This is a genomic window from Micromonospora sp. NPDC047521, from assembly GCF_055587305.1.
In genome coordinates, this window is sequence record NZ_JBVJGN010000003.1 from 591,812 (window position 1) to 616,510 (window position 24,699).

Annotated in this window: 21 protein-coding genes, 1 tRNA gene and 1 pseudogene; 13 read left to right on the forward strand and 10 right to left on the reverse strand. The window is 70.3% G+C overall.

From position 1 onward, the window contains the following. Positions 1–144 precede the first annotated feature (144 nt). A complete protein-coding gene (locus ACZ6N8_RS10440; protein WP_007462839.1) occupies positions 145–609 on the forward strand; it encodes an RrF2 family transcriptional regulator in 465 nt (154 codons plus the stop codon). Between the two features lie 195 nt (positions 610–804). Beyond that, positions 805–1,791 (forward strand): sulfite exporter TauE/SafE family protein, encoded by a 987-nt coding sequence (locus ACZ6N8_RS10445; RefSeq protein ID WP_466009057.1) that lies wholly within the window; start codon positions 805–807, stop codon positions 1,789–1,791. A gap of 207 nt (positions 1,792–1,998) precedes the next feature. On the opposite strand, the gene ACZ6N8_RS10450 is transcribed toward ACZ6N8_RS10445, so the two are convergent. Further along, positions 1,999–3,438, reverse strand: a complete 1,440-nt coding sequence (locus ACZ6N8_RS10450; RefSeq protein WP_466009058.1) for a pyridoxal-dependent decarboxylase — start codon at positions 3,436–3,438, stop codon at positions 1,999–2,001. A gap of 241 nt (positions 3,439–3,679) precedes the next feature. Here ACZ6N8_RS10450 and ACZ6N8_RS10455 point away from each other — a divergent pair, with 241 nt between their 5' ends. Beyond that, positions 3,680–5,944, forward strand: a complete 2,265-nt coding sequence (locus ACZ6N8_RS10455; protein ID WP_466009060.1) for a rhamnogalacturonan lyase family protein — start codon at positions 3,680–3,682, stop codon at positions 5,942–5,944. 200 nt (positions 5,945–6,144) lie between these two features. On the opposite strand, the gene ACZ6N8_RS10460 is transcribed toward ACZ6N8_RS10455, so the two are convergent. Further along, positions 6,145–7,188, reverse strand: a complete 1,044-nt coding sequence (locus tag ACZ6N8_RS10460; RefSeq protein WP_466009062.1) for an LLM class flavin-dependent oxidoreductase — start codon at positions 7,186–7,188, stop codon at positions 6,145–6,147. 14 nt (positions 7,189–7,202) lie between these two features. Then, a complete protein-coding gene (locus ACZ6N8_RS10465) occupies positions 7,203–7,682 on the reverse strand; it encodes an Lrp/AsnC family transcriptional regulator (RefSeq protein WP_088949299.1) in 480 nt (159 codons plus the stop codon). An 83-nt stretch (positions 7,683–7,765) separates the two neighbouring features. Between ACZ6N8_RS10465 and ACZ6N8_RS10470 the strand changes: the two genes are divergently transcribed. Continuing rightward, positions 7,766–8,947 carry a trans-sulfuration enzyme family protein gene (locus ACZ6N8_RS10470; protein ID WP_466009065.1) on the forward strand — a complete coding sequence of 394 codons (1,182 nt, stop codon included), beginning with the start codon at positions 7,766–7,768 and terminating at the stop codon, positions 8,945–8,947. Here ACZ6N8_RS10470 and ACZ6N8_RS10475 read toward each other — a convergent pair whose 3' ends face one another. The 3 genes from ACZ6N8_RS10475 to ACZ6N8_RS10485 form a co-directional block, all read right to left on the reverse strand. Next, a complete protein-coding gene (locus ACZ6N8_RS10475) occupies positions 8,948–9,598 on the reverse strand; it encodes an NAD-dependent epimerase/dehydratase family protein (RefSeq protein WP_400313159.1) in 651 nt (216 codons plus the stop codon). Positions 9,599–9,690: 92 nt separating this feature from the next. After that, a complete protein-coding gene (locus ACZ6N8_RS10480) occupies positions 9,691–10,458 on the reverse strand; it encodes a transcriptional regulator (RefSeq protein ID WP_466009067.1) in 768 nt (255 codons plus the stop codon). Between the two features lie 15 nt (positions 10,459–10,473). Continuing rightward, positions 10,474–10,551: transfer RNA gene (locus ACZ6N8_RS10485), tRNA-Leu, on the reverse strand. A gap of 97 nt (positions 10,552–10,648) precedes the next feature. On the opposite strand from ACZ6N8_RS10485, the gene ACZ6N8_RS10490 reads away from it, so the two are divergent. The 8 genes from ACZ6N8_RS10490 to polA all read left to right on the forward strand — a co-directional run bounded on the left by ACZ6N8_RS10490 (position 10,649) and on the right by polA (position 20,576). After that, positions 10,649–11,272, forward strand: coding sequence for an ANTAR domain-containing response regulator (locus tag ACZ6N8_RS10490; RefSeq protein WP_466009182.1), 624 nt, complete (start codon positions 10,649–10,651; stop codon positions 11,270–11,272). Between the two features lie 51 nt (positions 11,273–11,323). Further along, on the forward strand, positions 11,324–12,508 hold the full coding sequence (locus ACZ6N8_RS10495; RefSeq protein WP_466009069.1) for a hypothetical protein: 1,185 nt from the start codon (positions 11,324–11,326) through the stop codon (positions 12,506–12,508). A gap of 208 nt (positions 12,509–12,716) precedes the next feature. After that, the gene (locus ACZ6N8_RS10500) at positions 12,717–13,883 is read left to right on the forward strand and encodes a branched-chain amino acid ABC transporter substrate-binding protein (protein WP_364362683.1); all 1,167 of its coding nucleotides are present in this window, start codon (positions 12,717–12,719) and stop codon (positions 13,881–13,883) included. Positions 13,884–13,992: 109 nt separating this feature from the next. Continuing rightward, positions 13,993–14,943: a branched-chain amino acid ABC transporter permease gene (locus ACZ6N8_RS10505; RefSeq protein WP_364362684.1), complete on the forward strand. Its 951-nt coding sequence runs from the start codon at positions 13,993–13,995 to the stop codon at positions 14,941–14,943. Next, positions 14,940–16,130, forward strand: coding sequence for a branched-chain amino acid ABC transporter permease (locus tag ACZ6N8_RS10510; protein ID WP_466009071.1), 1,191 nt, complete (start codon positions 14,940–14,942; stop codon positions 16,128–16,130). The genes ACZ6N8_RS10505 and ACZ6N8_RS10510 overlap by 4 nt, the downstream gene beginning before the upstream one ends. 7 nt (positions 16,131–16,137) lie before the next feature. Then, the gene (locus ACZ6N8_RS10515; protein ID WP_466009073.1) at positions 16,138–17,043 is read left to right on the forward strand and encodes an ABC transporter ATP-binding protein; all 906 of its coding nucleotides are present in this window, start codon (positions 16,138–16,140) and stop codon (positions 17,041–17,043) included. Further along, positions 17,033–17,743 (forward strand): ABC transporter ATP-binding protein, encoded by a 711-nt coding sequence (locus ACZ6N8_RS10520; RefSeq protein WP_466009075.1) that lies wholly within the window; start codon positions 17,033–17,035, stop codon positions 17,741–17,743. The genes ACZ6N8_RS10515 and ACZ6N8_RS10520 overlap by 11 nt, the downstream gene beginning before the upstream one ends. Before the next feature lie 133 nt (positions 17,744–17,876). Continuing rightward, entirely contained in the window at positions 17,877–20,576 is a 2,700-nt protein-coding gene (polA, locus tag ACZ6N8_RS10525; RefSeq protein ID WP_466009076.1) for a DNA polymerase I, read from the forward strand. 162 nt (positions 20,577–20,738) lie between these two features. On the opposite strand, the pseudogene ACZ6N8_RS10530 reads toward polA, so the two are convergent. The 4 genes and pseudogenes from ACZ6N8_RS10530 to ACZ6N8_RS10545 all read right to left on the reverse strand — a co-directional run. Beyond that, a pseudogene (locus ACZ6N8_RS10530) lies at positions 20,739–21,083 on the reverse strand (DUF3140 domain-containing protein); the annotation flags it as partial. Further along, the gene (locus ACZ6N8_RS10535) at positions 21,070–21,288 is read right to left on the reverse strand and encodes a hypervirulence associated TUDOR domain-containing protein (protein ID WP_466009078.1); all 219 of its coding nucleotides are present in this window, start codon (positions 21,286–21,288) and stop codon (positions 21,070–21,072) included. The gene ACZ6N8_RS10535 and the pseudogene ACZ6N8_RS10530, both read right to left, overlap by 14 nt. 36 nt (positions 21,289–21,324) lie before the next feature. Next, positions 21,325–21,927: a Uma2 family endonuclease gene (locus ACZ6N8_RS10540; protein WP_466009080.1), complete on the reverse strand. Its 603-nt coding sequence runs from the start codon at positions 21,925–21,927 to the stop codon at positions 21,325–21,327. Positions 21,928–21,984: 57 nt separating this feature from the next. After that, positions 21,985–22,791, reverse strand: a complete 807-nt coding sequence (locus ACZ6N8_RS10545; RefSeq protein ID WP_466009082.1) for a class I SAM-dependent methyltransferase — start codon at positions 22,789–22,791, stop codon at positions 21,985–21,987. A 379-nt stretch (positions 22,792–23,170) separates the two neighbouring features. On the opposite strand from ACZ6N8_RS10545, the gene rpsA reads away from it, so the two are divergent. Continuing rightward, a complete protein-coding gene (gene rpsA / locus ACZ6N8_RS10550) occupies positions 23,171–24,670 on the forward strand; it encodes a 30S ribosomal protein S1 (protein ID WP_139586953.1) in 1,500 nt (499 codons plus the stop codon). Positions 24,671–24,699: the final 29 nt, after the last annotated feature.

Below are 24,699 nucleotides of genomic sequence, written 5' to 3' on the forward strand. Positions count from 1 at the left end.
CACTCCCCGCCCAGCATAAGGTCGCTTCGTCGCGGCTTTTCGGGCCCCACCTGACGGTGGATCGAGACGTACCCGACCGCTGGCCGGATGATCGGTTGAGGGCCGCTCGTCCGGCCGGTCGGCCACCGGGCTAACCTTGCCGACATGCGCCTTTCCGCCCGGGTCGACTACGCCCTCCGCGCGGCCGCGGAACTCGCCGCGACGGCAAGCGGCCCCGGGCGCGGCCGGCCGGTCACGGCCGACCAGATCGCCCGAGCCCAGGAGATCCCGCCGAAGTTCCTGGAGAGCATCCTGCTCCAGCTGCGCCGGGGCGGCATCGTGCACGCCCAGCGTGGTCCGGAGGGCGGCTACTGGCTCGCCCGCCCGGCCGAGGAGATCTCCCTCGCCGAGGTGATCCGCGTGATCGACGGCCCCCTCGCCCACGTCCGCGGGCAGCGCCCGGAACAGCTCGGCTACCACGGCCCGGCCCGCGCCCTCCAGGAGGTCTGGATCGCCCTGCGCGCCAGCGAGCGGGAGATCCTGGAGCTGGTGAGCGTCGCCGACGTGGCCGCCGGCACGCTGCCCGCCCGGGTCACCGAACTGGCCGCCGACCCCCGCGCCTGGATCTGACGACCCCTCGCCGAGGCTCTTTGATCCTGTCCTGCGCGGCGTCCTGTCCTGCGCGGCGTCCCGACCTGCGCGGCGTCCCAGCCTGCGCCGCCGTCGGCTGGCGTCCCATCCACCGATCAGGGGCTTGACCCTGGCAGCCCCGTGCCGCATTGTCGACCAAGTCGATAGGAGATACCGAAAAGTCAGGGGGCGCTCGTGCGCAAGCTGCTGGTTCTCGCGCTGGTCGGGCTCGTCGCGCAACTGATCGACGGTTCGCTCGGCATGGCGTACGGGCTGACCTCGTCCACCCTGCTGCTGGTCGCCGGCGTCGCCCCGGCCGCCGCCTCGGCCTCGGTGCACCTGGCCGAAATCGGCACCACCCTCGCCGCCGGTGTGGCCCACTGGCGTTTCGGCAACGTCGACTGGCGCGTGGTGAGCCGCATCGCGGTCCCCGGCGCGATCGGCGCGTTCGCCGGCGCCACGGTGCTCAGCTCGATCTCCACCGAGTCCGCCGCGCCGTGGATGGCCGGCATCCTGTTCACCCTCGGCGCGTACCTGCTGGTCCGCTTCGCCCGTCCACTGCGTACCGACCGGGTCGGCGGGCGGCTGCGCGGCCGATTCCTCAGCCCGCTGGGCCTGGTCGCCGGGTTCGTCGACGCCACAGGCGGCGGGGGTTGGGGTCCGGTCGCCACCCCGGCGCTGCTCGTCTCCGGCCGCCTGGAGCCGCGCAAGGTGATCGGCTCGGTGGACACCGCCGAGTTCGTGGTCGCCGGCGCCGCAAGCGTCGGCTTCCTGATCGGACTCGGCACCGAAGGATTCCTCCTGCCCACCGTCGCCGCGCTGCTGATCGGCGGGCTCATCGCCGCTCCGCTGGCCGCCTGGCTGGTGCGTATCGTCCCCGCCCAACTCCTCGGCGCGGCCGTCGGCGGCGTGATCGTGCTGACCAACGCCCGCACCCTGCTCCGCTCCGCGGAGCTGGACGGCCCGGTCCGCCCCATCACGTACGCCCTGTTGGCCGCCGGCTGGTTGGCCGCCCTGGCGTTGGCCGTGCGGGCTCTACGCCGTACCCGCCTGGCCCGCGCCGAGGTAGTGACCGCCGAGGCCGCCGCTGCTTCCCCCGACGCCCTTCCTGTTGCCCCCGCCGCTCTGGCCGTGGTGGTCGCGGGCGAGTTGGCCGCAACGGGTACGCCCAACCCGCGCTGAACCGCCCTCCGCACCCGCCCGACGGCGAGCCCGTCGGGGGTTGGTGGCGAGCCCGCCGTCGGACTGACGGCGAGGCGTGTGGGGCTGGCGGGATGCCACTACATCCAGGATCGAGCGCGATCATGCCGCGCGGGGGAAATCGCACAGGAGGATGCGCGGATCTTGGTGCGGGGTGCGGGGTGCGGGGTGCGGTGCGGGGGAGGGGCGTCAGGGGGTGAGCAGGTTTTTGGCCGTGTTGGAGAGCAGCGTCCAGGCCTCGTCGACGTGCGCTTCGGTGGTCTGCGGGGAGCCGATGGCCAGCCGCAGCGTGTAGCGGCCGGCGACCCGGGTGTGTGTCAGGTGCACCCGCCCGGTCCCGTTCACCCGGGCCAGCAGTGCGGCGTTGACGTCGTCGTCGGCGCGCAGTCGGAAGCAGACCAGTGAGAACGGGTGTGCCGCCGCCAACTCGAAGCGGTCGTCCGCACGTACCCAATCGGCGAACTGGGCGGCGAGCGCGACCCCGGAGCGGATGTGGGCCCGTAGCCCTTCGGCGCCGTACCAGCGCAGCACGAACCACAGTTTCAGCGCCCGGAAGCGCCGGCCCAACGGCACCTGCCAGTCCCGGTAGTCGATGACCGCGCCGGAGTCGGAGGCGGCGTTGCGCAGGTACTCCGGCAGTACGGTCAGCGCCTCGATCAGCTCGGCGCGGTCGGCCACCCAGAACGCGTCGCAGTCGAAGCCGGTGAGCAGCCACTTGTGCGGGTCGAAGCAGTACGAATCGGCGTACTCCAGGCCGGCGTGCGACCACCGCAGCTCGGGGCAGACGGCGGCGGAGCCCGCGTACGCGGCGTCGACGTGCAGCCAGATCCCGTACTCCGCGCAGATCGCCCCGATCTCCGGCAGTGGGTCGATGGCCGTGGTGGAGGTGGTGCCGATGGTCGCCACCACGATGGCGGGCACGTCACCGGCGGCCAGGTCGGCCTCGATCGCCGCGCGCAGCGCATCGGGCAGCAGGGTCTGGGTGTCCGGGTCCACCTCGATGGACCGGACCCCGTCGCCGCCCAGCCCGGCGATGCGTACGGCCTTCTCGATGGAGGAGTGGCCGTGGGTGGAGGTGTAGGCGCGGTAGCGCCTGTCGATGCCGGTGTCGCGCCAGCGACCTCCGCTGGCCCGGTGCAGTGCGGCCAGGGTGGCCACCAGCGTCGCCGAGGAGGCGGAGTCCTGGATGACCCCGCCGCCGCTGCCGGTCGAGCGGAACCGCTGCGGCAGGTCCAGCAGGTGGGCCAGCCAGTCCATCATCACCGTCTCCAGCTCCGTGCAGGCGGGGCTGGTGGACCAGAGCATGCCCTGCACGCCTAGCCCGGAGCTCACCAGGTCACCGAGCACGCTCGGGCCGGAGGTGTTGGCCGGGAAGTAGCCGAAGAAGCCGGGGTGCTGCCAGTGGGTCAGCCCCGGTACGACGACGGAGTCCAGGTCGGCGAGGACCGCCTCGACCGGTTCGCCGCCGGTGGTGGGTGGCGTGGCGGGGATGGCGGCGGCGACGGTGCCCGGCGGGTCCGACGAGGCGACCGGTCGCTGTTCGACAGTCGCCCAGTAGTCGGCGATCCAGTCGACGACGGCGTGGCCGGCGCGGCGGAACTCGTCAGGGCTCATGTGTGGGGCGCTCACACCCACGAGTCGATCATCTGGCGCTTGTCGGGGCAAGACCTCAAGAAATGAACGGCAGTCGTCGATTGCGTACCGGAAAGCGCTTGCCTTACGATGCGGTGAGCCGGATCCGTGAGTTCCAGGGCGTTCAACCCCCGATCAGATCGCCGTCCGCCGCAGTCGCGGCAGAGCCGGTCCACTGTGCTTCCCGGGCAGGGGCAGTGGGCCGCAGCGGTCACCACCGGATCCCCGGAGGCAGTTCATGCACCCGTCCAGACATCGGCTGATCCTGCTCGCCGCATCGACGGCGGCAACCGTCGTGGCCGGCACCGTCGGCACGGTCGTCGCCTCGGCCGCCGCCGTCGGCTGTCGCGTCGACTACCAGGTCACCAATCAGTGGCAGGGCGGCTTCGGCGCCAACGTCACAGTCACCAACCTCGGCGACCCGGTCAACGGCTGGTCGCTGACCTGGTCGTACGCCGGCGGTCAGCAGGTGGCGCAGGCGTGGAACGCGACAGTGACCCAGTCCGGCGCGCAGGTCACCGCGCGCAACGTCGACTACAACGCGGCAATCGCGACGAACGGCACCGCCGCGTTCGGCTTCAACGCCTCGTGGAACGGCAGCAACCCGGCGCCGGCCAGCTTCGCGCTCAACGGCGTCACCTGCACCGGCGCCCCGCCCACCGGCGAGCCGACGACCCCGCCGCCGCCGACCACGCCACCACCCACCACGCCACCACCCACCACGCCACCGCCGACCACGCCACCGCCGACCGGCAGCGGGATGCAGATGGAGAACCTCGACCGGGGGCTCGTCAGCGTCCGCTCCGGCGGCGGCAACCTGGTCTCCTGGCGGCTGCTCGGCACCGAGACCTCAGGGGTGGCGTTCAACCTGTACCGGGGCTCGACCAGGGTCAACTCCAGCCCCATCACCGGGGCGACCAACTATCTCGACAGCGGCGCGGCGGCCGGCTCGGCGTACACCGTGCGGGCCGTGGTGGGCGGCGCCGAGCAGGCGGCGTCGGCACCGGCCCTGCAGTTCGGCAACGGCTACCTGGACGTGCCGTTGCAGGTCCCGGCCGGCGGCAGCACCCCGAGCGGCGAGAGCTACACCTACAGCGCCAACGACGCCTCGGTGGGTGACCTCAACGGCGACGGCAGCTACGAGATCGTGCTCAAGTGGGACCCGTCGAACGCCAAGGACAACTCCCAGTCCGGCTACACCGGCAACGTCTACGTGGACGCGTACACCCTCACCGGCACCCGGTTGTGGCGCGTCGACCTGGGCCGCAACATCCGCGCCGGCGCGCACTACACCCAGTTCCAGGTGTACGACTACGACGGCGACGGCCGCGCCGAGGTGGCCATGAAGACCGCCGACGGCACCCGCTCCGGCACCGGCCAGCTCATCGGCTCGTCGTCGGCGGACTACCGCAACTCCAGCGGCTACGTGCTCACCGGTCCGGAGTACCTGACCATGTTCGACGGACGCAACGGCGCGATCCTGTCCACAGTCAACTACGACCCGCCGCGCGGCACCGTGTCGTCCTGGGGTGACTCGTACGGCAACCGGGTCGACCGGTTCCTCGCCGGCACCGCGTACCTGGACGGGCAGCGCCCCTCGCTGATCATGGCCCGGGGCTACTACACCCGCGCGGTGATCGCGGCCTGGGACTTCCGCAACGGCACGCTGACCAGGCGCTGGACGTTCGACTCGAACTCCTCCGGCAACGGCGCCGCCGCCGGCCAGGGCAACCACCAGCTCTCGGTCGCCGACGTGGACGGTGACGGCCGGCAGGAGATCGTGTACGGCGCCGCCACCATCGACGACAACGGCCGGCTGCTCTACTCGACGGGCAACGGGCACGGTGACGCCCTGCACGTCGGGGACCTGGACCCGGGCCGCGCCGGCCTGGAGGTGTTCAAGGTCGACGAGGACGCCAGCAAGCCCAGCTCCTGGTTCGCCGACGCCCGTACGGGTCAGATCCTCTGGTCCACGCCGGCGTCGGGCGACAACGGCAGGGGTGTCTCCGCGGACATCTGGGCGGGCAGCCCCGGCGCGGAGTCGTGGTCGTCGGCGGTCGCCGGGCTGGCCAACACCAGGGGCCAGAACGTCGGCCGCAAGCCGTCGTCGGCGAACTTCCTCGCCTGGTGGGACGGCGACCCGGTGCGGGAGCTGCTCGACGGAACGAAGATCGACAAGTACGGCACCGGCGGCGAGACCCGGCTGCTCACCGGCAGCGACGTGGCCTCCAACAACGGCACCAAGTCCACGCCGGCGCTCTCCGGCGACATCCTGGGGGACTGGCGTGAGGAGGTGATCTGGCGGACCACCGACAGTCGGGCGTTGCGCATCTACAGCACACCCACCCCGACCAGCACCCGGATCCACACGCTGATGCACGACCCGCAGTACCGGGTGGCGGTCGCCTGGCAGAACACCGCCTACAACCAGCCGCCGCATCCGGGCTTCTTCATCGGTGATCAGATGGCCGGCCCGCCGACCCCGAACATCTACCTACGGTGATCCGACCCCTGGCGGTCCCGACCGGGGTCGCCTAGGGTGGCAGGCACCGGGCCGCAGCCGCGGAATCCGCTCAGCTCCGGCCCGGTGCGCCACACCGCGGCATTCCCGACCCGTCCCGACCGGGAATGCCGTACCACCACCGGCACCAACATTAGGCACCGTCCGGGTCGCCGGGGTGACGCTGACGTGAAGATCGTGTTTCACGCGTCCTGGCGCAGGCCGCCCGCCACCTGCTCGGCGATCAGCTCGTACGAGCGCACCCGGTCCTGCACGTCGTAGACGAGCGTGGTCAGCATCAGCTCGTCCGCGCCGGTGCGCTCCTGCAACTCGGTCAGCTGCCGACGGACCGTCTCCGGCGAGCCCATCGCCTGACCGTCGCGGCGGGCCAGGACAAACTCCCGCTCGATCTCCGTGTACGGGTAAGCGGCCGCCTCGTCGGGCGTCGACAGCGGCTCCGGCCGGCCGGAGCGCAGCTTCAGGAACGACAGGGCGCTCGGCCCGGCCAGCCACTCGGCGCGCTCGTCGGTGTCGGCGCAGACGGCGTTGACGGCCACCATCGCGTACGGCTTGTTCAGCCACTGCGACGGCCGGAAGTTCTGCCGGTACAGGGCCAGCGCCGGCAGGGTGTTCGCCGAGCTGAAGTGGTGGGCGAAGGAGAACGGCAGGCCTAGCAGGCCGGCGAGCTGGGCGCTGAAGCCACTGGAACCGAGCAGCCACACGGCCGGCTGCTGGCCGCGACCCGGGGTCGCCACGATCTGCCCCGGCTTCTCCCCGCTGAAGTAGTTCATCAGGTCGGCCAGCTCGTTCGGGAAGCCCTCGGCGGACAGCCCTTCCATCGTGCGGCGCAACGCCAGCGCGGTCATCTGGTCGGTGCCCGGCGCGCGACCGATGCCCAGGTCGATCCGACCCGGGTGCAGCGCCTCCAGGGTGCCGAACTGCTCGGCCACCACCAGCGGCGCGTGGTTGGGCAGCATCACCCCGCCCGACCCGAGGCGGATCGTCGAGGTGTTCGCGGCCAGGTGCGCCAGCAGCACGGCGGGCGCGGAGCTGGCGATCGCCGGCATGTTGTGGTGCTCGGCCACCCAGAAGCGGCGGTAGCCCAGCTCCTCGGTGCGCCGGGCCAGCTCGGTGGTGGCCCGCAACGCGGCGCCGGCGGTGGCGCCCTTCGCGACCGGGGCAAGATCAAGAACAGACAAGGGTACGGTGATCACACGTTGTGCCAACTCCCCGGCCTGCCCGTTCATTCCATCCGGGCCGCTCAGCCCATCCCGCGCGCCTGTTCGAAGATCAGGCTGGTCTGGGTGTGCTGCACCACCGGATCGACAGCCAGATGGTCCAGCACGAAGTCGCGCAGCGCGTCACCGGACGCCGCCCGCACGTGCAGCACGTAGTCCTCCGCGCCGGCCACGTGGAACACCGACACCACCCCCGGCAGCCGCACCGACCGGGCCCGGAAGGCGTCCACGGCCGCCCGCTCGTGCGCGGTCAGCCGCACCGACACCAGCGCCTGCAGGGGCAGACCCAGCGCAGCCGGGTCCACCTCGGCGTGGAATCCGCGGATCGCGCCACGCTCCCGCAACGCCCGCGTACGGGTCAGGCAGGTCGACGGCGCCACCCCCACCCGCTCGGCGAGGGCGTTGTTCGGCAACCGGCCGTCCGCAGCCAACTCGGACAGGATCGCCCGGTCCACCTCGTCCAGGGCCGGATACGGCCGTACATCATTCGGCTCAGGAGGCATTCCACCATTCTCGCCCGAACTCGGCGACGAAAAAAGGCCCTTCAACAGAATGATCTGCCAAACCATTGCCCCTGAGCCGGTAGATGTTCGACGCTACGCGCATGACGACGACGGTGGACACCAGAGCCGTACACGCCGGCCGCGACGACCTGCGCGCCCTCGGCGTGCACGTGCCACCGATCGACTTCTCCACCACCAACCCCCTGCCGTCGGTCGACGGCGGCGGCGACGCCTACGAGCAGCTGGCCACCGGCGGCACCCTCCCCGCCGACGGCAGCGCCGTCTACCAACGGCTCTGGAACCCGACGGTCGCCCGCTTCGAAACCGCGCTGGCCGACCTGGAGGGCACCGAGCAGGCCGTCGCCTTCGCCAGCGGCATGGCCGCCCTCACCGCCACCCTGCTGGCGGCCACCCGCGACGGCCACCGTCACATCGTCGCCGTCCGACCCCTGTACGGCGGCACCGACCACGTCCTCGCGACCGGCCTGCTCGGCACCACAGTCACCTGGGCCAACCCCGACCAGGTCGCCGACGCCATCCGCCCCGACACCGCGCTGGTCATCGTCGAGACACCCGCCAACCCGACCCTCGACCTCGTCGACATCGCCGCCCTCGCCACCGCCGCCGGCGACGTCCCGCTGCTCGTCGACAACACCGTCGCCACCCCCGTCCTGCAACAACCCGCCAGGCACGGCGCCGCCCTCGTCCTGCACAGCGCCACCAAGAGCATCGGCGGTCACGGCGACGTCCTCGCCGGCGCCGTCGCCTGCGGCGCCGACTGGGCCACCCGACTGCGCCAGGTCCGCGCGGTCACCGGCGCGATCCTGCACCCCCTCGGCGGGTACCTCCTGCACCGCGGCCTGCAGACCCTGCCGCTGCGGGTCCGCGCCCAGCAGGCCAGCGCCGAGAAGCTGGCCGGCTGGCTCGCCGACCATCCGGCCGTACACCGGGTGCACCACCCCTCGGTGCACGACCCGGCGGCGCTCGTCGGCCGGCAGATGGCCGGCCCCGGCAGCCTGCTCGCCTTCGAGGTACGCGGCGGCGCACCCGCCGCGGCCGCCGTCGCCGGCGCCTGCCGCCTGATCACCCACGCGGTGTCCCTCGGCGGCGTCGACACCCTCATCCAGCACCCGGCGTCACTCACCCACCGGCCGGTCGACGGCGACGCGAAACCCGCCGCCGCCCTGCTGCGCCTCTCGGTCGGCCTCGAAGACCCCGAGGACCTGCGCGCCGACCTCGCCCACGCCCTCGACACGATCGCCTGATCAGCGCAGCTCGCGGTTTCCCAGCACCCGGGTCGGTGAGCCCTCCCGGGCCACCCGCAGCATCGCCCGACCGATCCCGTCGGTGGTGGTGACCTGGTTGGGGAAGAGTCGCCTCAGCACCGGGAACAACGGACGCGTGACCGCGTAGCCGGTGCGATACCACCGGGTCTTCGACACCGCCCCGTACGTCGGCTGGATGAATCCCGGCCGCGCCGCGTACCCGTTGGGCAGCAGGTCGATGATCGCGTTCTCGGCACGACCCTTGACCCGCGCCCACATCACGCGGCCCTGCCCCGACGAATCGGTCCCCTGGCCCGAGACGTAGATGAACGTGACCTGCGGACTCACCTCCGCCAACAACCGCGCGGCGGCGAGCGGGTAGTCGTAGCTGATCCGGGTGTACGCGGCCTCGTCCAGACCCAACGAGGACGCACCCAGGCAGTAGAAGCACGCGTCCACGCCTGTCAACTCGGCGCGCACCGCATCCAACTCACCGACGTCGGCGACCGTTAGCTCGCGCAGCTTCGGGTCCTGCCGACCGGTCGGCCGGCGACCGACCGTCAGCACCTCCCGCACGTCCTCGGCGAGCAGGCACTCCCGCAACACTCCCTGGCCGACCATGCCGGTCGCACCGAAGATGACCACCCGCATCAGTTACCACCCCTGTTGTCGACCCCGCCACCGGCCATCCGCCCGCGCGTCAGCCAGGCTCCCACGACCGGCACGACGCGTGGCGGCGACGGTCAGGACTTCGGGCCGACGTGCCGGTCCAGCGCGGCGACCGCGCCTCGCCGCGCCACCGAGAGCGAGTTGCGCCGGTTCATCCGCCAGGCGATACCCAGCAGGTCGAGGCCCCACTGGCACAGCCCCATGATGTCGGTCGACTCGTTGACGAACATGTATCGCGGATAGACGTACGCCTTGCCGCGCACGGTCACGCGGTTGGCGACCCGGCAGCCGTCGGAGTGGAACAGGCCGCGCAGGAAGTCGCCGGGGTGGCTCTGGAGAATCGGTCGCTGCCAGTCGGTCAGGACGATGGGCCGATCGTGCTTCTTGCCGGGGCCGTGCTGCGGGAACAGGCACGGCCAGTGCATGCCGTAGCTCTGCACCCCGACGCAACCCTGTTTTTGGACCCGTTGCACCTTCGACGCGAGTACGGCCCGCATGGCCATGTCGCACGCCTCGATCAGCCCTGGCCATGCGTTGGAGCAGTAGATGCGCAACACCGGCACGCGCGCAGTCGTCACCAGGTGGCCATCGCCCAGGTAAAGGCCGAGCAGATAGGCGTAGGCCTTCGGGTCTGTCGGACTGTCGACACCGTCACGGCAGCGAAAACACCGGTGTTGCGTGCCCTGGAACTTCGTCTCTGGTCGGTCGTTGCACCAGTGCCAGACAGTCCGATAGGGCAGGCTGACCGCACGAGCGGTGTCGGCAACCGTGCCACCAGCGAGGAAGAGCTGTCGCGCACGGGCACGTATCTCGGGTGGGTGCACGAGAAAATTCTCGAACACCCGTACGACAATTTTTGGTGCCCTCGGTGGGATTCGAACCCACACTGTATGGAGTTTGAGACCATTGCCTGCTGCCAGTTGGGCTACGAGGGCGCTTCCCTGATTCAGCACTGACAGGATACCCACTACGCTGAGGGCGGTGACACCCGGCTGGGCGGGTGACGCGTTCGAACTGGTGGGGGTTGGGCTGGTGGCTGAGATGCCGACGGATGCCGAGCGCAGGCGCGTGCTGATCGCCGAGGACGAGGCGCTGATCCGGCTGGACCTCGCCGAGATGCTCGTCGAAGAGGGTTACGAGGTGGTGGGGGAGGCCGGCGACGGCGAGACCGCAGTCCGCCTCGCCGAGGAACTGAAGCCCGACCTGGTCATCCTCGACATCAAGATGCCGATCATGGACGGGCTGGCCGCCGCCGAGCGGATCGCCGGCGCGCGGATCGCACCGGTGATCATCCTGACCGCGTTCAGCCAGCGTGACCTGGTGGAGCGGGCGCGTGCCGCGGGCGCGATGGCGTACCTGGTGAAGCCCTTCCAGAAGAGTGACCTGGTCCCGGCTGTGGAGATCGCGTTGTCGCGCTACTCGGAGGTCGCGGCCCTGGAGGCCGAGGTCGCGAGCCTGACCGACCGGCTGGAGATCCGCAAGACGGTGGAGCGCGCCAAGGGCGCGCTGATGACGACGTACGGGATGACCGAGCCGCAGGCGTTCAAGTGGATCCAGCGCACGGCGATGGACCACCGGATGACCATGAAGGAGGTCGCCGAGCGGATCCTGGCCGAGACCGCCGGTGGCGAGATGGCGCAGCAGCCGACGGTCTGACCGTCGCGGCGGGGGCCGCGTCCGGCCGGCCGGATCGATAGCATCACATGCGTGTCGGTCCGGCGTGTGATCGCGGTGTTCGGGGTGGTGGCCGCGCTGCTCGCCGGCTGTCGGGCCGGCCGGGACGAGGGTCTGCCGGAGCCGGTCCGGCCGCGGTGGGAGGCCACCGATCTGCCGGTTCCGCCGGGTTCCGCGGGTCGGCTCATCGTCCGCGACGTGACGGCCTGCGCGGGTCGGTGGTACGTGGTCGGCGCGGTGGGTGGGCCCGACGGCGCGACCCGCCCGGCCGCGTGGGGCAGTCCGGACGGTCGCACGTGGACGCCGCTGCCGTTGCGTCCGATCAGTTACTACGGTGAGCGGGCGATCCTCTATGCCGCCGGCTGTCATGAGGGCCGGGTCGCGGTCATCGGGGCCCGGGCGGGCGGCGCGCACGGCAATCCGCGGGTGCGGACGTGGCGGCAGGACCCGGACGGCGGTCTGACCGAGGTGCCTGCCGAGTTCGAGGTGTACGGCGGGCCGGAGGCGGTGAGCGCGAGCCGTATCGCCGGTGGTGCCGGCGGTTGGTTGATCGCGGGCGCGCGCACGGGTGGCGCCGCGGTGTGGCTCTCCCCGGACGCTGCCGACTTCCAACTGGTCGACCGCGCCGCGGCGCTGGCCAGCGACGCGGGTCTGACGACGCTCGCCACGGACGCGGTGGCGGTGCCGGACGGCTGGCTGGTCGGCGGTGGGGGGCGGCCCGCGGGTCGGGCCGATCGTGATCCGTTCGTCTGGTTCTCCGGCGACGGCCGGTCGTGGACACGTGTGGCGTTGCCGGCGACCGGGGACGACGAGATCGTGCAGCGTCTCGTGCGGATCGGGTCGACCATGTACGCGGTGGGGGTGCGCGGCGGCGCGTTCCAGGCGTGGGTGAGCGAGCCCGCGGGTGGGGCCACGGGTGCCGCCACCTGGCGGGCGGCGGGTCGTTTCGGTGCCACGGGCACGGGTGCGGTGGCCGGTGTGGAGTCGGCGGCCGGCGGTGCGGACGGGCTTGTGGCGATGACGGTGGCGGCCGGTGGGCATCGGCTGTGGCGGTCCGCGGCGGGTGCCGAGTCGTGGCTGCCGGTGGTGCTTCCGAGTGACGTTTCCGCTGGTGGGGACACGGCGGCGGCGGTCGCGGTGCTGGCTGGCCGGGTGGTGGTCACAGTCGATGACGGAGTCGCGGCGAGGGTGTGGTTCGCGCCTTCCGGGGCCGTCTGACGGGTTGTCGACAGCCGCCGATGTGACATCTAAACGCGAGGTTCTCCGCGTCTGGTAACGGTTGAGTCAATGCCGCCTACGACACCTTACGGTGAGTAGTGCTTCTGGGATAACGTCCCGCCCCAGACCGGGTGAACGGTCCGGTCCGTTGGCGTCGAGGCGCTCTGCCAGACGACATCGGGCTTCTGGACGGAGGAGGGTTCCAGCCTTGAGGCAAAACTTCGTGCGCGTCCTCGGCAGCGTCGCCATCGTGGCGCTCGTTGCCGGCGGCGCCAGCGCATGTAAGAAGGACGAGGGCACGTCGGGTGGTTCCGCCAGCAAGGCGTGCGACCTCAAGATCGGTTTCTTCGGGGCGCTCTCGGGCGCCGACGCCGGCCTGGTCACCCCGATGAAGCAGGGTGCCGACCTGGCCGTGGAGAAGTACAACGCGGCGAACGCGGACTGCAAGGTCACCGTTCAGGCGTTCGACTCGCAGGGCAAGGCCGACCTGGCCGGTGGTCTGGCGACCAGCGCCGTGGCGGACACGAAGATCGTCGGCATGGTTGGCCCGGCGTTCTCCGGTGAGAGCGAGGTCGCGCTGCCGATCTTCGACACCGCGACCCTGCCGAGCATCAGCCCGTCGGCCACGCGGCCGAGCCTGTCCGAGAAGGGCTGGAAGGTCTTCCACCGGGGCGTCGGCAACGACTTCTCCCAGGGCCCGGCGATCGCCAGCTACATCAAGAACGTGCTCAAGGCGCAGAAGGCGTTCGTCATCGACGACCAGTCGGCGTACGGCGCGGGTCTGGCCGACGAGGCCAAGAAGGGCCTCGGCCCGCTGGTCATCGGCACCGACAAGGTCGTCGACAACGCGCAGGAGTTCGGCGCGCAGATCTCCAAGGTGAAGACCAGCGGCGCGACCGTGCTGTTCTACGCGGGCTACACCGAGGAGGCGGCGCCGTTCCTCAAGCAGCTGCGCGCCGCTGGCTGGACCGGCACGTTCATCGGTGGCGACGGCATCAACGACGCCAACATGCTGTCGGTGGCTGGTCAGAAGGACGTCGAGGGCACCATCGCGACCTGCCCGTGTGGCCCGGCGACCGCGGCCAAGGGCACCTTCGTGACCGACTTCAAGGCCAAGTACAACGTGGACCCGGGCGTGTACGCGGACGTGGCGTTCGACCTGGCCAACATCTACCTCGAGGCGATCAAGGCCGGCAAGACCACCCGCACCGACATCCAGGCCTTCCTCTCCTCCTACAACAAGGCTGGTTCCGCCTCCGGCGTGACCTACAAGTGGGAGGCCAACGGCGAGCTGGACCCGGCGCAGGTCAAGGTGTGGGCCTTCAAGGCGACCGCCGGTGCGTGGGCTCCGGACGTGGAGATCCCGAAGGCCTGATCCCGTCGGGGTCACAGGTTTGAGGGCGTGACGAACAGAGTTGTTTCGATGCGGTCGGGGTGCGTAACCCCGGCCGCATCGGCTCAACGCAACACCCTTCGGAGCATCGGTGGACTTTGCAGAACTCGTCCGGGGCTTCCCGGAACTGACCACAACCGGGTTGGTGCAGGGTGCGATCTACGCGCTCATCGCCCTCGGCTACACCCTCGTCTACGGCGTACTGCGCCTCATCAACTTCGCGCACTCCGAGGTCTTCATGATCGGCACGTTCGGTGCCATCTGGACCTGGGCAGCCTTCGGGCTCGATAGCAACAGCGGGGCACCCTCGGTGGGTCGCGCCCTGCTGCTGATCGCACTGGCGATCGTGGCGGCGGCGCTGCTGTCCGGCAGTGTCGCGCTCCTGATCGAGGTTACCGCCTACCGTCCGCTACGGCGGCGCAACGCGCCGCCGCTGGCCTTCCTGATCACGGCGATCGGCGCGTCGTACGCCCTGATGGAGCTGATGGGGACGCTGACCCAGCGTCGCCAGGTCGGCGCGCCGGCGCTGCTGCCCGCTGACACGTTGTTCAGCATCGGCGGCTGGAGCGTCACGCCGGTGCAGATGCTGACGCTGAGCGTGGCCATCGTCATGATGGTCGGGCTCGACTGGTTCGTTAACCGCACCCGCTTCGGCAAGGGCATCCGCGCTGTCGCGCAGGACTCCAACACCGCCGCGCTGATGGGTGTCAACAAGAGCCGCGTGATCGCGCTGGTCTTCGTCCTGGGTGGTCTGATGGCCGGTGTGGCCGCCGTCTTCAGTGACATGAAGAGCGGCAACACCAGGTACAACATCGGCTTCCTGCTCGGGCTCAAGGCGTTCTCCGCAGCGGTGCTGGGCGGTATCGGCAACCTGCGGGGCGCGGCGATCGGCGGCGTTCTGCTGGGTCTGGTCGAGAACTACGGGTCGGCGCTGTTCGGCTCGCAGTGGCGGGACCTCATCGCGTTCGTCGTGCTGATCGTCCTGCTGATGTTCCGGCCGACCGGTCTGCTGGGCGAGTCGTTGGGGAGGGCGCGGGCATGACCGCTCTGCGAGAGCGCTGGCACTCCGCTTCGAGTGCCATCGGTCGGCGGGTCGACGGGCTGCCGAAGTCCGCCCGGATCACCGGGTTGCTGGCCTTCATCGCCTTCATGTACGTCCTGCCGAACAAGTGGTTCTACGAGTACCTGAACATCCCTGGTCTGTGGATCCCGCTGTACACCACGCGCAACGACATGGCGGCCGTGCTGTTCTACTGCGCGTGGATCGTGCTGCTGTCGCTCGGCCTCAACGTGGTGGTGGGGTACGCCGGTCTGCTGGACCTGGGGTTCTTCGGCTTCTTCGCGGTCGGGGCGTACACGGTGGCGTTGTTGACGTCGCCGGAGAGCAAGCTCATCACCGAGTACAACTGGCTGGAGAGCCCGTGGCCGTGGTTGGTCACGGTGCCCATCGCGATCGCCCTGGCGTTGTTGTCAGGTGTGCTGCTGGGCGCTCCGACCCTGCGGCTGCGCGGTGACTACCTGGCGATCGTGACGCTCGGCTTCGCCGAGATGATCCGGATCATCGCGAAGAACCAGGACTGGATCCTCAACGGTGACCGCGGTATCCCGCAGGTGGCGCACCCGCCGGGCAAGTACCCGGACGGAACGGCCATCTTCCAGTTCGAGTTCAAGCCGTACTACTGGCTGCTGCTCACCGTGATCATCGGCGCCGTCTTCCTGATCCGTAACCTGGCCAACAGCCGGGTGGGTCGGGCGTGGGTCGCGATCCGTGAGGACGAGGACGCGGCAGAGCTGATGGGCGTTCCGACGTTCCGGTTCAAGCTGTGGGCGTTCGCGATCGGCGCGGCGGTCGGTGGTCTGTCCGGCACGCTGTGGGCCGGTCAGGCCAACTTCGTCAACTCCTCGACGTTCTCGTTGGAGAATTCGATTCTGGTGTTGGCGGCGGTGCTGCTCGGCGGTGCCGGCAGCATCGGCGGCGCGATCCTCGGCGGCTTCCTGGTCATCTACATTCCGGAGTGGCTGCGGTCGGTGGGTGACGTGTTCGGTCTGCCGGAGACGGCCACCGTCTTCGGCAACGACTTCGACGTGAGCCCGACGTCGTTGCGCTACTTCATCTTCGGGATTCTGCTGATCATCGTGATGATCTTCCGGCCGCAGGGTCTCTGGCCGAACCGGCGGCGGGCCGCCGAGCTCAAGGACCGGCAGAAGGAGGTGGCTGTCGTTGAGTGAGCCACGGATGGGTAGCGAGCGCGACGTCACCAGCGAGCGCGACATGGCGATCGACGCGCGGACGACGGCGGGTAGCCCGCCGGAGACCTCGTCGGCGCCGGACGAGGCGGTCAGCGAGCCGACGCCGTCGGCCGACGGTCGCAAGCCGCTGCTGGAGGTCGACCACGTCACGCTGCGGTTCGGCGGCGTGGTGGCCCTCAACGACGTCAACTTCACCCTCTACGAGGGGGAGATCCTCGGGCTGATCGGCCCGAACGGCGCGGGCAAGACCACCTGCTTCAACGCCATGACCGGCGTCTACACCCCGACGACCGGGCAGATCCGGTTCCGGGGCGAGAAGGTCAGCGGCCGCAAGCGGTTCCAGATCACCAAGCTGGGCATCGCGCGTACCTTCCAGAACATCCGTCTCTTCCCGGAGATGACGGCCCTGGAGAACGTGCAGGTCGGCGCGGACGCCAACCACAAGACCAGCGTCCCGAGCGCCCTGCTGCGGTTGCCGCGGCACTGGCGCGAGGAGCGGCAGGGCAAGGAGAAGGCACGCGCGCTGCTGGACTTCGTGGGCATCGACGGCCGCGCCGGTGACCTGGCGCGTAACCTGTCGTACGGTGACCAGCGCCGACTGGAGATCGCTCGGGCGCTGGCCACCGACCCGCAGCTGCTCTGCCTCGACGAGCCGGCCGCCGGCTTCAACCCGGCCGAGAAGGTGGCGCTGCTCCAGCTGATCCGCAAGATCCGCGACTCGGGCGTCACCGTCCTGCTGATCGAGCACGACATGCGACTGGTCATGGGCGTGGTGGACCGGCTCGTGGTGCTGGAGTTCGGCCAGAAGATCGCCGAGGGGTCGCCGGCCGAGGTGCGCGACGACCCGAAGGTGATCGCGGCGTACCTGGGAGGTGTCGAGGATGCTGCTTGAGATCGACAACCTGAAACTGCTCTACGGCCGGATCGAGGCGCTGCACGGCATCAGCCTGCACGTGGAGCAGGGCGAGATCGTGGCGCTGATCGGCGCGAACGGCGCGGGCAAGACCACGACCATGAAGGCGATCTCGGGGCTGCACGCCATCTCCGGGGGCAGCATCAAGTTCGAGGGCGCCGACGTCAGTCGGCTGCGCGCCGACCTGCGGGTGATCCGGGGCATCGGGCAGTCGCCCGAGGGGCGCGGTGTCTTCCCCGGCATGACCGTGCTGGAGAACCTGGAGATGGGGGCCTACACCCGCAAGGACAAGGCCGGCATCACCAAGGACCTGGCGATGGTGTTCGACCTGTTCCCGCGGTTGCAGGAGCGCCGCAAGCAGGCCGGCGGCACGCTCTCCGGCGGTGAGCAGCAGATGCTGGCGGTGGGTCGGGCGCTGATGACCCGTCCGAAGCTGCTGCTGCTCGACGAGCCGTCGATGGGGTTGGCGCCGAAGCTGATCCAGCAGATCTTCGAGATCATCACGCGGATCAACGAGCAGGGCACCACGATCCTGCTGGTGGAGCAGAACGCCCAGCAGGCGCTGTCCCGGGCCCACCGGGGGTACGTGTTGGAGACCGGCCGGATCGTCAAGGAGGGCACCGGCCAGGAACTCCTGCACGACCCGGCGGTCAAGGAGGCGTACCTCGGCGTCGCCTGAGCTGTACGTGCGGCGGCCGGTCATCCCTCGGGGTGGCCGGCCGCCGCCGTTTCGACCGGGCTGTCCGTTCCGGCCCCGGCGCGCGCGGTGCCGCCGCCGGGAGATGTCGGTGCGACGGACTAGAGTCGCTGCCGTGACAGCTACGACGCCGCGCCTGCTCCTCGTCGACGGACATTCCATGGCATACCGGGCCTTCTTCGCCCTACCCGTGGAAAACTTCTCCACCACGACGGGTCAGCCGACAAACGCGGTGTACGGCTTCACCTCGATGCTGATCAACGTGCTGCGCGACGAGCAGCCCACCCACATCGTCGTGGCGTTCGACGTCTCCCGCCGCTCCTTCCGCACCGAGAAGTACGCGGAGTACAAGGCCGGCCGCAGCGAGACCCCCAACGACTTCAAGGGCCAGGTCAGCCTCGTCAAGGAGGTCCTGGCCGCGCTGCAGATCCCGGTGGTCGAGAAGGAGGGCTTCGAGGCCGACGACGTGATCGCCACGCTCGCCTGCCAGGCCCGCGACCAGGGCATGACGGTGCTGATCAGCAGTGGTGACCGGGACGCGTTCCAGCTGGTCGACGACCAGGTGACCGTGCTGTACCCGCGCAAGGGCGTCTCCGACCTGGCCCGGATGGACCCGGCGGCGATCGAGGCGAAGTACGGCGTTCCGCCGCAGCAGTACCGCGACCTGGCCGCGCTCGTCGGCGAGACAAGTGACAACCTGCCCGGCATCCCGGGCGTGGGCCCGAAGACCGCGGCCAAGTGGATCACCACGTACGGCGGGTTGGAGGGCGTGATCGCCCGCGCCGACGAGATCAAGGGCAAGGCCGGCGACAGCCTGCGCGAACGCCTCGCGGACGTGATCCGCAACTACGAGATCAACTGCCTGGTGTCCGACCTGGAGCTGCCGTTGCGCCCGGAGGACACCAGGTGGACCGGTTGGGACCGCGAGGCGGTGCACCAGGTCTTCGACACCCTGGAGTTCCGCATCCTGCGCGACCGCCTCTACCAGTACCTGGAGTCCGTCGAGCCGGAGGCCGAGTCCGGGTTCGACCTCACCGGCGCCGTGCTCACCGAGCCGGGCGCGCTCGCCGCCTGGCTGGCCGACCATGCTCCGGCGGGTACGCCCGTCGGGTTGGCGGTCAAGCTCGACACCGGCCCCAACCGCCGGCACACCGCCTCGATCACCGGCCTGGCGCTTGCCACCGCCGGGGGGGCGGCGGCCTGGGTCGACCCGGTGGGGCTCGACCCGACGGACGAGAGCGCCCTGGCCGCCTGGCTGGCCGACGCGCAACGACCCAAGGTGCTGCACGACAGCAAACCAGCCGTGCTGGCGTGCGCCGCGCACGGCTGGGAGCTGGCGGGGATCCAGCGCGACACCCAGATCGCCGCGTACCTGGCCCGACCGGACCAGCGGTCCTACGACCTGACCGACCTGGCGCTGCGCTACCTGCACCGGGAGCTGCGCGTCGACGTTCCGGAGTCCGGCCAGCTGACCCTCGACGGGCTGGGTGACGAGGGTGTCGTCGAGCAGAACCTGATGCTCCAGGCCCGCGCGACACTGGATCTGGCCGACGCGATCGACGCCGAGCTGTCCCGCGACGGCGAGCAGTCCGCCCGGCTGATGGCGGGTGTGGAGCTGCCCCTGATGCGGGTGCTGGCCGGCATGGAGCGCACCGGCATCGCCGCCGACACGGACTACCTCTCCGAGCTGGAGGCGCACTTCGCGGCCGAGGTGAAGGCCGCCGCGCAGGGCGCGTACGAGGCGGTGGGCCGGGAGTTCAACCTGGGTTCGCCCAAGCAGTTGCAGGAGATCCTCTTCACCGAGCTGGGCCTGCCGAAGACCAAAAAGATCAAGACCGGTTACACGACCGACGCGGACGCGTTGCAGTGGCTCTACGCGCAGCAGCCGCACCCGGTGCTGGCCCACCTGCTGCGTCACCGCGACGTCGCCAAGCTCAAGTCGACAGTGGACGGCCTGCTCAAGTCGGTGTCCGACGACGGCCGCATCCACACCACGTTCAACCAGACGGTGGCGGCCACCGGGCGGCTCTCCTCCACCGAACCCAACCTGCAGAACATCCCGATCCGCACCGAGGAGGGCCGGCGGATCCGCCGCGCGTTCGTGGTCGGCGAGGGCTACGAGTGCCTGCTCACCGCCGACTACAGCCAGATCGAGATGCGCATCATGGCGCACCTCTCCTCGGACGACGCCCTGATCGACGCGTTCAACTCCGGAGCCGACTTCCACGCCGCCACCGCGTCGTCGGTGTTCGGGGTGCCCGTCGACGAGGTCACCCCCGACCAGCGTCGCAAGATCAAGGCGATGAACTACGGCCTGGCGTACGGGCTGAGCGCGTTCGGCCTGTCCCAGCAACTCGGCATCAGCACCGAAGAGGCACGCGGGCTGATGGAAAACTACTTCGCCGGCTTCGGCGGAGTGCGCGACTACCTGCACCAGGTGGTTGCCCGAGCCCGCCAGGACGGCTACACGTCGACCATCCTGGGCCGCCGCCGCTACCTGCCCGACCTGGTCAGCGACAACCGGCAGCGTCGCGACATCGCCGAACGGATGGCGCTCAACGCCCCCATCCAGGGCTCGGCGGCAGACATCATCAAGGTGGCGATGCTGCACGTCGACACCGCGCTGGGCGAAGCCGGGCTGCGCTCGCGGATGCTGCTGCAGGTGCACGACGAGTTGGTCTTCGAGGTCGCCCCCGGTGAGCGGGAGGCGTTGGAGGCGCTGGTCCGGCGGGAGATGGGTGGGGCGTACCCGCTGTCGGTGCCGTTGTCGGTGTCGGTCGGCGAGGGCCGGGACTGGAACAGCGCCGATCACTGATCTTGTGGTTGTGGTGGGGGTTTCCGGGGCAGCCCGACCCGCTCCGGGCGGTCAGGCTTGATCCCTGCGCCGGGTCGGGCTGCCCCGGAAACCCTGACCAGGTCATGCTGGTCGCGTCCACCGCCGTGAGCGCTTGATCTGGAGGCGCTCGGTGGTGGGTTACTTCATCGGGTCGTGGCCCCAGTTCATGAGGGACCAGCGCCACTTGGTGTCGCGGACGTCGCCGGAGGGGCGTTGGGCCATGTGCCGGCGGACGTAGCCGACCACCTTGCGCATGTGCTTGTAGTCGCCCTCGGACAGGTCGGCGCGCTTGCGGCGCAACAGGTCGATGATCTTCCGACCGGACTCGTGCCCGACGGACTCGCCGCCGCCGGAGCGGCCGCCCTTGTGCCAGCCGACCTGCTTCGACTCGTCGGTCTCCAGCCAGGTGGACAACTCGCGGGGCTTCATGTTCACCGCCTCGGTGAACTCCCGGTAGGTGTCCCGGCCGTCGTCAGCTCTGCTCATGGCGCAGCGCCTCGGGTCGGTGGGCCACGTCGCGGCCCGTTCCGTCGCTGCGGACCCGGTACTGCGGGTCGTCCGGGGAGGCGTTCACCGCCCGCCCACGAATCCGGGTCCGTTCGGTGATCGTGCCCTGCACCACGCCGTACGCGCGGCTTCCGTGGGCCGACCAGGAGACGTGGTCGCCCTTGCGGAACCTCTGTTCGGCCATGCGCCCCGGCTACCCGACCCCGCCGGGGCGAAACGGCTACGGCCTGATCTCGGCGATCGGCAGTTTCATGTCGAACGGCTCGGTCAGCTCGATCACGTCGGCGCCGTCGGTGACCAGCTCGTACTGTCGCTCACCGCCCGGCCCCACCCGGTCGCCGATCCGGTACGCGTACACGTGCACCGGGTCCTGCTCGATCCTCCAGTAGTAGGGGATGCCGGCGGCGGCGTACTCACCGGGCTTCGCGAACCGGTCGATTCGTCGCGTGCCGGGCGAGACGATCTCCACGGCGAGCACGACGTCGGTCGGCCGCAGTGTGGACCGGTGGGACGGGATCTCGGCGTGGCAGAGCAGCACGTCCGGCTGGCGGCTCGTGTTTCGGCTGAGCGCGACGCCGACGGCCTGCGCGGCACGGAGGTCCGCCGGGGCGTGCGAGCGCAGCCACAGCCACAGCAGGCTGCAAATGTCCTGATGGCCCAGGGTGGGGGAGGGTGTCACCTGGACAACTCCGTCGACGAGTTCGACGCGGGGGGCGTCGTCCGGCAGGGCGAGCAGGTCCTCCAGCGTGTAGTCGGCACGCTGCTGCCGCATCGGATCCGGACACCAGGGGCCAGGTGATGTCGGGATGGGCTCGGCGCTCATGGGGACGAGCCTACCGGCGATCGATGGAACGCAGGCCGGACAACGGGTGCGCCGCGCTCACTCGAGCGGCTTCTCGGTGACGAAGACGGCGGTACCGGGGAAGAGTCGCCCCCGCAGCGGGCTCCACTGCCCCCAGATCCCGTCGTGCCCCTGCGGCCACTCGGGCTCCACCAGGTCCACCAGCCGGAACCCCGCGCCGACAAGTTCGCGGATCCGGTCGCCGAGGGTGCGGTGCTGCTCGACGTAGGTGGCGACGCCCGCCTCGTCCTGCTCGACGTAGGGGGAGCGGTCGAAGTACGAGTGCACGGCCGTCAGGCCGCCCTCGCCCGGGTCGTCGAGGAAGATCCACCGCATCGGGTGGGTCACCGAGAACACCCACCTGCCGCCCGGGCGCAGCACCCGGTGCACCTCGGCGTGCAGCGCCGCCGAGTCGTCCACGAACGGGATCGCGCCGAACGCGGTGCACGCGAGGTCGAACGACAGGTCGGCGAACGGCATGGCGAGCGCGTCGGCCTGCGCCAGCGGTACGCGTACCCCGGTGCGGTCGGCGGCCTCGGCGGCGTGCCGCAACATGCCGGCGGACAGGTCGAAGGCGACCGGCCGGGCGCCCTGGGTGGCGAGCCAGCGGGCGGCGGCCGCGGCGCCGCAGCCCACCTCCAGCACCCGTCGCCCCGACACGTCGCCGAGCAGCCGGGCGTCGGCCTCCCGCAGGCCCTCCGGGCACCAGACGAAGTCCACGTCGCCGAGGAACCCGCCGTGCTCGGCCTGGTAGTCGTCGGCGTCGGCGTCCCACCAGCCGCGGTTGGCGCGCCGGGCCTCGGCGTCACCCACCCGGCGCCGGGTCACCCGGCTGTCGTCATCCACCCGCCCACGCTAGGCCCCCTCGGGGCCGAGCGGCCCGCTGGGCCGACCCGACCCGCCGACCCGCTCCGGCGGTGGCTGTCGGGGCGGGTGTGACGCACGAGACAGCAGGGGCGGTTTCCGGGCGATTGTTCGGCTTTCGCAGGTCGTCGCACCCAGAGAAGCCGGGAGGGCTTGCACGCTGTGGTAATGCGCACGGTAGGCTAGACGATGCGCTCGCGGATCGTGTGTCTCGGCAGGGAGCAGGTGCGCGGTCGACGGAGCCACATCATGATCTCACTAGGCGATCGTTCGGTGTGCCCGGCGACGGATCCGCTGGCGCGAACAGGTCACTGCGACACCAGCCTGCTGTGACAACCCACCGACCGGAGCAACCGCCCACATGACGAGCAGCATCGAGGCCCCCTCGAGCGCCACCCGGGTCACCCACGACGATCTCGGTTCCGAGGAGGCTTTCCTCGCCGCGATCGACGAGACCATCAAGTACTTCAACGACGGCGACATTGTCGAAGGCACCGTCGTCAAGGTCGATCGGGACGAGGTCCTGCTCGACATCGGCTACAAGACCGAGGGTGTCATCCCCTCTCGGGAGTTGTCGATCAAGCACGACGTGGACCCCGCCGAGGTTGTGACTGTTGGCGACCACATCGAGGCCCTGGTCCTCCAGAAGGAGGACAAGGAGGGTCGTCTGATCCTCTCCAAGAAGCGGGCGCAGTACGAGCGGGCCTGGGGCACGATCGAGAAGATCAAGGACGAGGACGGCGTCGTCCGCGGTTCGGTCATCGAGGTGGTCAAGGGTGGCCTCATCCTCGACATCGGGCTGCGCGGCTTCCTGCCCGCGTCCCTGGTCGAGATGCGGCGCGTGCGCGACCTGCAGCCGTACGTCGGGCGGGAGCTCGAGGCCAAGATCATCGAGCTGGACAAGAACCGCAACAACGTGGTCCTGTCCCGCCGGGCCTGGCTGGAGCAGACGCAGTCCGAGGTGCGCACCGAGTTCCTCAACAAGCTGCAGAAGGGCCAGGTCCGCAAGGGCGTCGTGTCCTCGATCGTCAACTTCGGCGCCTTCGTGGACCTCGGCGGCGTCGACGGTCTGGTGCACGTCTCCGAGCTGTCCTGGAAGCACATCGACCACCCGTCCGAGGTCGTCGAGGTGGGCCAGGAGGTCGAGGTCGAGGTCCTGGACGTCGACCTGGACCGCGAGCGCGTCTCCCTGTCGCTGAAGGCGACGCAGGAGGACCCGTGGCGTCAGTTCGCCCGCACCCACGCGATCCAGCAGATCGTGCCCGGTAAGGTCACCAAGCTGGTTCCGTTCGGCGCGTTCGTCCGGGTGGACGACGGCATCGAGGGCCTGGTCCACATCTCCGAGCTGGCCGAGCGCCACGTGGAGATCCCGGAGCAGGTCGTCCAGGTCGGCTCCGAGGTCATGGTCAAGGTCATCGACATCGACCTGGAGCGTCGCCGGATCTCGCTGTCGCTCAAGCAGGCCAACGAGGGCTTCGTCGAGGGCGAGGAGCACTTCGACCCGACCCTCTACGGCATGGCCGCGACGTACGACGCCGAGGGCAACTACATCTACCCGGAGGGCTTCGACCCGGAGACGGGCGAGTGGCTCGAGGGGTACGACAAGCAGCGCGAGACCTGGGAGAACCAGTACGCCGAGGCCCGTCAGCGTTGGGAGGCCCACACCAAGCAGGTGCAGACCTCTCGGGCCGCCGACGCCGAGGCCGCTGCCAACCCGACTCCGGCCGTCCCGGCCGCCGCTGGGGGCACCACCTCCTCGTCCAGCCCGGCCCCGAGCCGGCAGGCCGAGGAGCCGGCCGGCACGCTGGCCACCGACGAGGCGCTCGCCGCACTGCGGGAGAAGCTCGCCGGCGGTAAGTGACCCGCTGAACGACGACAGGCCCCGTCCCC